General features: G+C 34.2%; 10 protein-coding genes. 5 read left to right on the top strand and 5 right to left on the bottom strand.

Translation table 11 applies throughout. From position 1 onward, the window contains the following. Positions 1-34: 34 nt before the first annotated feature. Both NCC77_RS14905 and NCC77_RS14900 read left to right on the top strand, forming a co-directional pair. Entirely contained in the window at positions 35-940 is a 906-nt protein-coding gene (locus NCC77_RS14905) for an SGBP N-terminal domain-containing protein (RefSeq protein ID WP_250836290.1), read from the top strand. Positions 941-990: 50 nt separating this feature from the next. Then, positions 991-1,323, top strand: a complete 333-nt coding sequence (locus NCC77_RS14900) for a hypothetical protein (RefSeq protein WP_250836289.1) — start codon at positions 991-993, stop codon at positions 1,321-1,323. 302 nt (positions 1,324-1,625) lie between these two features. Here NCC77_RS14900 and NCC77_RS14895 read toward each other — a convergent pair whose 3' ends face one another. Beyond that, complete coding sequence (locus NCC77_RS14895) at positions 1,626-2,060, bottom strand: GNAT family N-acetyltransferase (protein ID WP_250836288.1); 435 nt, start codon at positions 2,058-2,060, stop codon at positions 1,626-1,628. Between the two features lie 137 nt (positions 2,061-2,197). On the opposite strand from NCC77_RS14895, the gene NCC77_RS14890 reads away from it, so the two are divergent. After that, positions 2,198-2,764, top strand: coding sequence for a threonine aldolase family protein (locus NCC77_RS14890; protein ID WP_250836287.1), 567 nt, complete (start codon positions 2,198-2,200; stop codon positions 2,762-2,764). Positions 2,765-2,936: 172 nt separating this feature from the next. Here the strand turns inward: NCC77_RS14890 and NCC77_RS14885 are convergent, their stop codons facing one another. Further along, positions 2,937-3,128 carry a cold-shock protein gene (locus NCC77_RS14885; protein WP_095930400.1) on the bottom strand — a complete coding sequence of 64 codons (192 nt, stop codon included), beginning with the start codon at positions 3,126-3,128 and terminating at the stop codon, positions 2,937-2,939. Between the two features lie 286 nt (positions 3,129-3,414). On the opposite strand from NCC77_RS14885, the gene NCC77_RS14880 reads away from it, so the two are divergent. Then, positions 3,415-4,359 carry an alpha/beta fold hydrolase gene (locus NCC77_RS14880; RefSeq protein WP_250836286.1) on the top strand — a complete coding sequence of 315 codons (945 nt, stop codon included), beginning with the start codon at positions 3,415-3,417 and terminating at the stop codon, positions 4,357-4,359. 156 nt (positions 4,360-4,515) lie between these two features. Here the strand turns inward: NCC77_RS14880 and NCC77_RS14875 are convergent, their stop codons facing one another. Then, a complete protein-coding gene (locus tag NCC77_RS14875) occupies positions 4,516-4,821 on the bottom strand; it encodes a hypothetical protein (protein ID WP_250836285.1) in 306 nt (101 codons plus the stop codon). A 369-nt stretch (positions 4,822-5,190) separates the two neighbouring features. On the opposite strand from NCC77_RS14875, the gene NCC77_RS14870 reads away from it, so the two are divergent. After that, positions 5,191-5,910, top strand: coding sequence for a hypothetical protein (locus NCC77_RS14870; protein WP_250836284.1), 720 nt, complete (start codon positions 5,191-5,193; stop codon positions 5,908-5,910). Positions 5,911-6,052: 142 nt separating this feature from the next. On the opposite strand, the gene NCC77_RS14865 is transcribed toward NCC77_RS14870, so the two are convergent. Both NCC77_RS14865 and NCC77_RS14860 read right to left on the bottom strand, forming a co-directional pair. Continuing rightward, on the bottom strand, positions 6,053-6,871 hold the full coding sequence (locus NCC77_RS14865; protein ID WP_250836283.1) for an alpha/beta fold hydrolase: 819 nt from the start codon (positions 6,869-6,871) through the stop codon (positions 6,053-6,055). A gap of 234 nt (positions 6,872-7,105) precedes the next feature. Then, positions 7,106-9,472 carry an FdhF/YdeP family oxidoreductase gene (locus tag NCC77_RS14860; protein ID WP_250836282.1) on the bottom strand — a complete coding sequence of 789 codons (2,367 nt, stop codon included), beginning with the start codon at positions 9,470-9,472 and terminating at the stop codon, positions 7,106-7,108. Positions 9,473-9,479 lie beyond the last annotated feature (7 nt).

Raw genomic sequence — 9,479 nt, 5'->3', positions numbered from 1 at the left:
AAGGTTTGTTTTAGGAGTTTATAATTAATTAAAAATGAAAAATTATATCCATATAACACTATTGTTTTTTATACTAAGCAGTACTGTATTTGGCCAAGCGCCAAACTGGTCTGTAAATGAAAATAAATTTCAATATACCATGTCGTTTGAAGGTTTTCTGACTGTTGATGGAAAAACTTTAACAAGCCCTGGCGACAAACTGGCTGCTTTTGTTGACGGAGAATGCCGCGGTATTGCCAGTCCGATTTATGTTGCAAGCGAAAAAAAGTACATGGTTTATTTGACTGTTTTTTCGAATACAGATAATGAGGTAGTCAGTTTCAAAATTTACGATGCCGCAAACAATGCTGTCAAAAATGTTGAAAAGACAAAAATATTTGAAAACAACAAACATTATGGCGACTTGTTCCAGTCTTATAGTTTTGCAAGTCCTTCATTAAAAACAGAATCTGAAATTATAAATTTTGATTTTAAGGATTTAAAAACATCTAAAACGATTACAGGCTCACAGATAACAATGTATGTATCTAAAGGAGTCAACGTATCGGCATTAAACGCGGTGTTTGAATTAAGTCCAGGAGCCAAGTTATTTATCGGAACTGCTAATAAAATTTCAGGATCAAACAGTATAGATTTTACAAATCCCGTGCAGTTTCAAGTGCTTTCTGAAGATCAGTCGGTAATAAAGCAATGGACAGTAACGGTTAAATTAGGCAGTGCGACGTTTTATAAAAAAGATGCTGTATGTTATGCTGGTGGCGTTATTAAAGTTTTGTACGATGAAAATAATGTTCAAGCCGATTTAGCGAAAAACGGTGTCAAAGTTGCAAGCCAGAACATTCAAAACGGCCAGGCTGTTTTTGATAATTTAGAAGTTGGTAAATATACTGTGAGTATAGGCAGTACGAATAAAGAAATAGTAATAAATCAAAAACAATAATAATGAAAATTAAGCAATACTATATTTTAGCACTAGTACTATTTCTGTTTTTGAGCTGCTCTGAACATGAAGAAACACCTATTTATACTAAAGGTATTTCTTTTGTACATGCTGATGGAACAAAACTGTCTGAAAACGAATGCATCAGTCCCAATGTAAAGTATGGAATAAGGATTGAAACTAATTTCGTTGATATAAACCGACCTTTTATAGTAGATTATTCTGTAAATGGAACGGTGTATACAATGACTTTTACAACAAGTACTTCTCTAACTAATCCTGTGGTACTGGCTAATGGCAATAACACGGCACAAATTATAGGAAGCAACTATAAAGCGGTTCTTAAATATGTTGACCAAGGAGATTATGAATTAGTAGAGTAAATCAATAGGGTTTTATTTTAAATAACATTGTAAAAAAATCAAGATCAAAAAAGATCTTGATTTTTTTTTATTCTATTTTATGTTTCAAAGTATTGATTTTTAGTGTTTTAATGTTTGTTTTTAAAGAGTATTCGTATATACTTGTAAGAGGTTAAAATCCAGCTGTATTTCAAGTTCGATCTATCTTTTTTCAGACTTAAATTATTTCATTAAATTTGTAGGAATAAATGAGCTTACCTTAGATTAATATAGCTTTTCTGTCGTGCACTTTCGCAAAAAAAACTTTCGTTTTCATGTTTTTATCAGTGTAGTTTTTTTGATAGATATATCCTTCGATGCCCTTTTGGAAAATCTTTAATTTCACCAATTGGCTCATATCCGTTTTTTAAATAGAAATTTTCTGCTTGAAAGTCAAATGTATCCAGCATTGAGATTTCGGCTCCTTTTTCTTTTGCTGTTTTTTCAGCATATTGTAAAAGTAAAGTTCCGATCCCTCTTTTTCTATAACTTTCTTCTACCCACAAAACTTTTATTTCAAGGTCATTCCAATATCCAAGTTCTGCTAATATTCCGCCAATCCCAGTTCCTTTTTCATTTTTGACTGTAAATTCTAATGGAGTGTAAATATGATTAGTTGCTGAAACTTTACTTAAATTGTATTCAATAATTCCATCGATTATTTTTTTTGTGCTTTTTCCATCACAATTTTCAACAGTAAATTCAAAAGTTTTTTCCATTTATGAAAGATTTTATTTAATTGCTATTTTTCCATCGGCTACAATCGAATCTAAATTATTTTAGAATCACTAATTGTCATTAAAATAGAAAAGCTAATATATTATTTTTAAAAATATTTTTGATCATTGTCAGAAGAATGTTGGAAAAACAGCTTAACTTATTTCTTTTTATGGACGGTGCCCGACTCGGCCATGCGCTTACTGCTCAAGCTAATGATCTTACCTTATCTGATGTTTCAAATCTTACTGATGTGTTTTATATAGGTGGGACAAAAAATGGTGCTCTTTTCGGTGAAGCTATTGTATTTAAGAATTCACAGGTGTGCAGTGAGTTTGACTATGTTCTCAAACAACGTGGTGCGCTTCTGACAAAAGGAAGGATGTTAGGAATCCAGTTCTATGAGCTCTTTAAGGAAGATTTGTATTTTGTTCTGGCTGAAAAAGCCAATAAATATGCTGCGCAGATTGCTGAAGCGATTAAAGAGGTCGGTTATGAATTTTTAACCGAATCTGCCACCGACCAGATTTTTCCGATTCTACCTAAAACTGTGATTGCCTCGCTACATGAAAAGTTTGCATTTTATGTCTGGAAAGAGATTGAGGAGAGCAGGGCAGCAATAAGTTTAATCACTTCTTGGGCAACGGATCAGAAAAGCGTGGATGAAATTATAGAGGATATTAAAAACAGCAGCGTTCCGGAATAGCAGTTTCGCCGTATGCTTAAAAGAGATTTGTGAGTAACTCCTCTTTTAAGCGAAAAAGTTGCAATCACAAATGAAATTCCTGTGGACCACATAATAATTATTTAGAAATCATTTAAATAAAAAAGCACCTGTTTTTGGACAGGTGCTTTATAAACTTGTACTATAGTATATATTATGCTACGATTACGTTTACTGCGTTTGGACCTTTTCGGCCTTCTTGGATGTCATATCGAACTGAATCGTTTTCACGGATGTTTTCCGATAGACCTGAGGCATGGACAAAAATTTCGTTTCCTCCATCATTAGGAGTTATAAATCCGAATCCTTTTTCCTCATTGAAAAATTTTACTGTACCTTCTTGCATATTAAATATTTAATTTGGTCAAATGTACTCTATTAAATAATAGCAACTTAGGTTTTTTTTAAAATTATGTTTTAATTAACTTTAAATAAAAACAATTTCATTTTTGTACAGCTACAGGTGAAGAATCCTTTAATTAAATGGAGGCGGGCAGTAGCACTAATTTGGTTTTAAAAAGATGAAAAAATTTATTACCAACATTATTTTTTTTATTTTTTTTATGTATTAAAGCCTTAAAAATCATTATTTTAGTTGGAAAGAATTATTCAGTAAACCCAATTGTAAACTAATGAAAAATAAAATAAATCTGATACTCATTCTTATGGTTCTTTTGTTAGGCAAATCGTTTGCACAGACCCATTATGATACTCTGTCAATTGGCAAGATAAAACAGGTAATCTCATATAAAGGAAATAATGATTTGCCTTTAATCCTATTTTTACATGGCGGTCCGGGCAGTTCCAGAATGAACCAGTCCGATGTTTTCTCAGGCAAACTTCAGAATTACTTTACGGTTGTGCAGTGGGACCAAAGGGAAACGGGCAGGACACTTGCTTTAAACCAATCGTCTGTACCTATTACATTGGAATTAATGGAAAATGATACTTATGAACTCCTACAGCTTCTTTTGAAAAAATTCAATAAAAAGAAGCTCTATCTTGTTGGGGAATCGTGGGGAACCGTTCTTGGTTTTAAAATGGCTGAAAAACATCCAGAGCTGCTAAATGCTTATATCGCTTTCAGTCCTGTAGTGAATCAGAACAGAAGTGAACAATTACTGCTTAGCAAACTGAAGGAAGATGCAAAAGAAAAAGGAAATCTGACAGCTGAAAAAGAGTTGAATAGAGTTAAAATTCCTTTTGAAAAATACGAATCGGTGTATTATTCCAGAAAATGGATGTTCCATTACGATGGAAACCCATTAGCAGATAAAGACACCACAGCCGTCAAAGAGTATCTAAAAAGCTGGTCTGAAATATGGCTTCCTACCTGGGATAAGGCCGTCACTCAAAATCTTCCAAAAGAACTTCCAAAAATTAATTGTCCGGTTTATTTTTTCATCGGGAAGAAAGATTTCCAGACTAATCATGTGATTGCAGAAGACTATTTTAAACATCTCAAAGCGCCAAAGAAGAAAATATTCCTGTTTGAAGATGTTGGACATTCTGTACTTATGGAAAAGCCTGAAGAAATTCAAAAAATAATTATCGAACAAATCCTAGATAAAAATTAAAAGCTGATCACAAATAATAGGAGTCAATTCTGATGCTGAACGGAGTTTTATAGAAAAAAAACTGATACCAATATGGTACACAGTAATTGTTTAATATGCTTGAGTATAGATTTCTCCACCGATAATTCTGTCGTTTTTTATTTTTACCCCTTCTGTTTAATAATAGGTTGATTCTACATATGGATCGTAGATATCTGCATCCCATTGATTATCATTAAACTCATCCAAAAGTTGATCGTCAGATTCTGGATCAATTATGCTTTCGTATTCGTTTAGGTCATGGGTTGCATGCAAAAACTCGCAGTCAAAGTCCGGTTCATCTTCACTTTTATGGTATAAATCGCCTAAAAGCTTTGAATTTTGTTTGTGCTGAATTGCTGTATTTGTGAAATTCATGTCAGATTGTGTGCCGGATTGAGAAACTGATATAACAACCGGAAGGATTGCTGTTGCTTTTTTCATAATGTAATTCATTTTGTTTTCTATAAATTGTATATGCCAAAAATAATGTGCACTTCAATCTTTTTAGTTATACAATTCTGCTGTAGAGTTATATAATATCTTATCGATTACTAGAATTTTCATTTGCTTGCATAGCATAAGAGAGCAGGGGATAACGTTAATACTAGATATATTCTATGCGGTTAAATGTAAATCGTGTGGTATTTTTTTTTGTATTTTCGTGAGGATTGGATAATTTACGAAGAGTTTCAAACTGCGAAAATAGTACGCTGTAAATCTTAAGTGAATTTTTTTTGCAGTATAAGAAAAGCATGGCTTGGTTTTAATTTTAAAAGTTTTTGATTTTGAGTTTTTTAACACTATTACGAAATGATTTATAATAAAGAAAATTTTCCAAAAGTATCTTCGGAACGCCATATCTCAGCTACTCTGTTAATGTATTCGATGTTTGGATTATTGTGCTTGGCAATGCTTTCTTTATTTATTGCAATACCTTTGAGTATGCAGTTGGAGCATAACAGTCCTTTGTCTCAAGGAGAGCTAATCTTTGACCTTATATATTTTCCCCTACTGCTTTGGGCGATCTGGATTTTATTTAAGAATTACAAGCGTCAGAAACAGAAGAAGGTCATTTCAATTTCTGTAGATCGTTACGGAATGCACCAACACCAGTATAGTGGCAATGTCGAAAGCATTCTATATGAGGATCTGGAAAAGAGCAGCGAGGCTTACGTAAGTGATATCGATAGAAAAATAGGAACAAAATATTCGCCTAGTTATATTTTTGGATTTAAGGACGGGAAGCAGATTCCCATTCATTTTTCCAGAGCTGATAACGGGATGACTTATATCCCTAAAAATAAATATCTGCTGATTGGTCATTTTCTGCAGGGCGTCGTTTTATTTTGCCCGCACATTAAGATTTCCCCGACGGTCTATGCGGACTATTTTATTAATCCGGAAACTTTTGAATTTAATAGAAAAGCCCAGACAATTACATATTTGCTAGTTCTTATTGTTCTGATCGCGATACTACTTTTAATAGATTTATTTATAAAATATACTAAAGGGTTCTCGATATTATTCTAAAGTAAAAATGCTAGATTTCTTGCATTGAATAGGAGTAATTCATGTAATGATGGGATTTTCTCAAACGATGTCTTTTTGTGCTATAAAAAAGCCATTAAACATTACATCTAATGGCCTTTTATTCCTGTTTTACTTGCGATTCTTATTTTTTGATAAAATCTAAAATATCTTTATTGATAGTTTCTGCCTCTGTTGTTGGCATACCATGAGGAAATCCAGGATAAGAAATTAATTTTCCATTTTTCAAAAGAGCTGCAGCTTTAGGTGCCTGATTATATGGAACGATCTGATCATCTTCTCCGTGAAGAATCAATACAGGTATGTCTAAACTTTTCAAATCTTCAGTAAAATCGGATTCAGAGAAAGCTTTAATTCCTTCATAATGAGCTAGTACAGACCCCATCATTCCCTGACGCCACCAATTGTGTTTGATACCTTCCTGAACTGTTGTTCCTTCACGGTTCCATCCGTAAAAAGCGATTGGGAAATCATAGAAATATTGTGCTCTGTTAAATCCGGTTCCTTCTCTAATTTCATCAAAAACAGACAATGGGACACCATCAGGATTTGCCTCATTTTTGATCATGATTGGCGTAACAGCACTAATAATAATGGCTTTAGAAACACGTTCTTTTCCATATTTTGATGCGTAACGAATTACTTCGCCTCCGCCGGTTGAGTGGCCAATATGAATCGCATCTTTTAAGTCTAGCGCAGCAGTCAATTCTGCTACGTCTGCAGCATACGTTTCCATATTGTTGCCTTCAGAACTTTGACCAGAACGACCGTGTCCGCGTCTGTCGTGAGCAATAACTCTATATCCTTGTTTTAAGAAAAACATCATTTGCGCATCCCAATCGTCTGCTGATAAAGGCCATCCGTGGTGAAAAACGATAGGTTGTCCTGTTCCCCAATCTTTATAATAAATTTCTGTTCCGTCTTTTACTGTAATTGTGCTCATTTTTTTGGTTTTAAGATTAATAAAATTAAGAGTATCCTAATTTTGGTATTGTCGTTAAATTCTAAGTTTTTATCATTTTTTATTTGACTTAGATTTCTTTGACAAATTTATATAGGAAGAGTAGAGCAGTCGATTAACCTAGATTAAGTAATGAATTGTAACAGCGCTATTACTATTTTTAATCTAGATAAATGCCTCAAAAGTCTTCGCTAACTTTTTTTTATTTGAAAAGAATTACATGTGTTTTATCTTTTCATAAATGGCAGGATCGTGTTTTTTTACTTTTATTTTTACGTATTTAGAAGCTGGCATATTGCTTTCTTTCACCACATTATTTACAGAAACTAAAACATTGGTTTCCGGAAAATAAGTGACTGTATTTCGCTCTGGAATTTGATAAGAAACAATAAGGAATAAAGGTGCAATTCTTTCTATGCCATCATTATAATTAAAGAGATCTACTTTATCTCCCGCTTTAAATCCTGCTTTATCAATATCATTCTGATTCATGAAAATAACACGTCGTTCATTTTTTATTCCCCTATAGCGGTCATCCATACCATAAATAGTAGTATTAAACTGGTCATGCGTACGAGTTGTGGCCATCATGTATTCATCTGGTTCCAATTCATTATTCGGAATTTCAGTCAAAGTAAATGCCGCACGATCAGCAGATTCTTTGGCCGTAAATTGACCATGACGAGGAGCATTAGGCAAATAAAAACCGCCTTTTTCGCGAACTCTATTATTGTAATTTTCAAAACCAGGAATGCAATTTTCAATAGTTTCTCTCACATCATCATAACTGTCGTGGTATCGCCTCCAGTCGATAACTGATTTTTCTCCAAGAACCGCCATCGCCATTCGGCAGACAATTTGAGTTTCGTTTATCAACTGATCCGAGATAGGTTTAAGCACACCTTTTGAAGACTGTACCACGCCCATAGAATTTTCTGTACTAATAATCTGCACTTCGCCGTTAACGATATCCATATCACTTCGGGAAAGCGTAGGAAGTATAAGTGATTCTTTTCCATGTATCAAATGGCCTCTGTTGAGTTTTGTCGATACACACACCAGCAGTTTCAGTTTTCGAAATGCTTCTGCGGTATAAGTCGTATCTGGTGCCGCCGATAGAAAATTACCGCCCATGCAGAACATAAATTTTACTTTCTCTTCATGAATCGCTTTTATCGTTCCAACTACATCATAACCGTGATTTCTCGGCGGATTAAATCCAAAGTAATTTTGAAGACGATCTAATTGCTCGTTTGTAGGTTTTTCATCAATAAGCATGGTTCTATTTCCCTGAACATTACTGTGTCCGCGAACGGGACAGACTCCTGCGCCAGGTTTACCAATACTTCCTTTAATCAATAAAATATTGACAATTTCTCGGATCATATCGACACCATTTGGCTGCTGGGTAAGTCCCATTCCCCAGCAAACAATAATTCTTTTTTTGAAAGCCAGTATTTCTGCCGCTTCTATAATTAGATTTTTGGGAACTCCAGATAGAAAAGCAAGATGATCTAAGTCTAAATTTTCAAACTGTTTCTCAAAATTTTCAAAACCAGTTGTTTTGTTTTTAATAAATTCATGATCAAAAACTTCGCCTGGGTTTTTCTTTTCCAATTCAATTAGCAAAAGTTCAATAGCTTTTAAAAGTGCCATATCGCCATTTATTTTTATCGGAAGAAAAAGATCTGTAAGTTTTCCGCCTGATCCAATTATTCCTTTTATAGCCTGCGGATTATGGAATCCCATTAAACCAGCTTCGGGCAATGGATTAACCGCAATAATTTTTGCGCCATTTTTTTTGCCTTTTTCTAAAGCGCTCAGCATTCTCGGGGCATTTGTTCCTGGATTCTGTCCGATTATCACAATCACATCGGTATCATAAAAATCTTCTAGAGTAACCGTTCCTTTTCCAATTCCGATTGTAGTTTTCAAAGCTGTTCCAGAAGTTTCGTGGCACATATTGGAACAATCTGGCATATTGTTGGTTCCAAATTCTTTTGCAAAAAGCTGATAAAGAAAGGAAGCTTCATTACTGGTTCTTCCCGAAGTATAAAAAGCCGCTTCATTTGGAGATTCAAGCGTATTTAAATGTGAAGCAATTTTTTTAAAAGCCTCATTCCAACTTATGGGCTGATAATGTGTACCGCCAATAGGCAAATACATCGGTTCAGTCAATCTTCCCATTTTTCCAATTTGGTAGTCGTCTAATTTTGAAAGGCTATACACAGAGTTTTCTTTAAAGAAAGCAGCATCAACTTTTTTGGTTGTAGCTTCTTCAGCCAAGGCTTTTGCTCCGTTTTCACAATATTCGCCCAAAGGAGATCGATCATCATCAGGATCTGGCCATGCGCAGCTGGAACAGTCAAAACCGCCCATTTGATTCATTTTAAATAAAGCTTTTCCGCCTCTTAGAATGGTTTTATCTTCTATAAGATCGCTTACCGCAGCCATAACCGCAGGAACGCCGGCAGCCCATTTTTCTACTTTTGTTAGTTTAAGTTTCGAAAGCTGGTACGGATTTTCTGCTTCAGGTAATTTATGGGTTAAATCATCTGTTTTTTGTTGTGGATCTTTCTTCATTGTATTA

Origin of the sequence: Flavobacterium tyrosinilyticum (assembly GCF_023656565.1) — a bacterium.
GTDB classification, from domain to species: domain Bacteria; phylum Bacteroidota; class Bacteroidia; order Flavobacteriales; family Flavobacteriaceae; genus Flavobacterium; species Flavobacterium tyrosinilyticum.
Note: the sequence above shows the minus strand (reverse complement) of the source record. Positions and strands in the feature narration are given on the sequence as shown.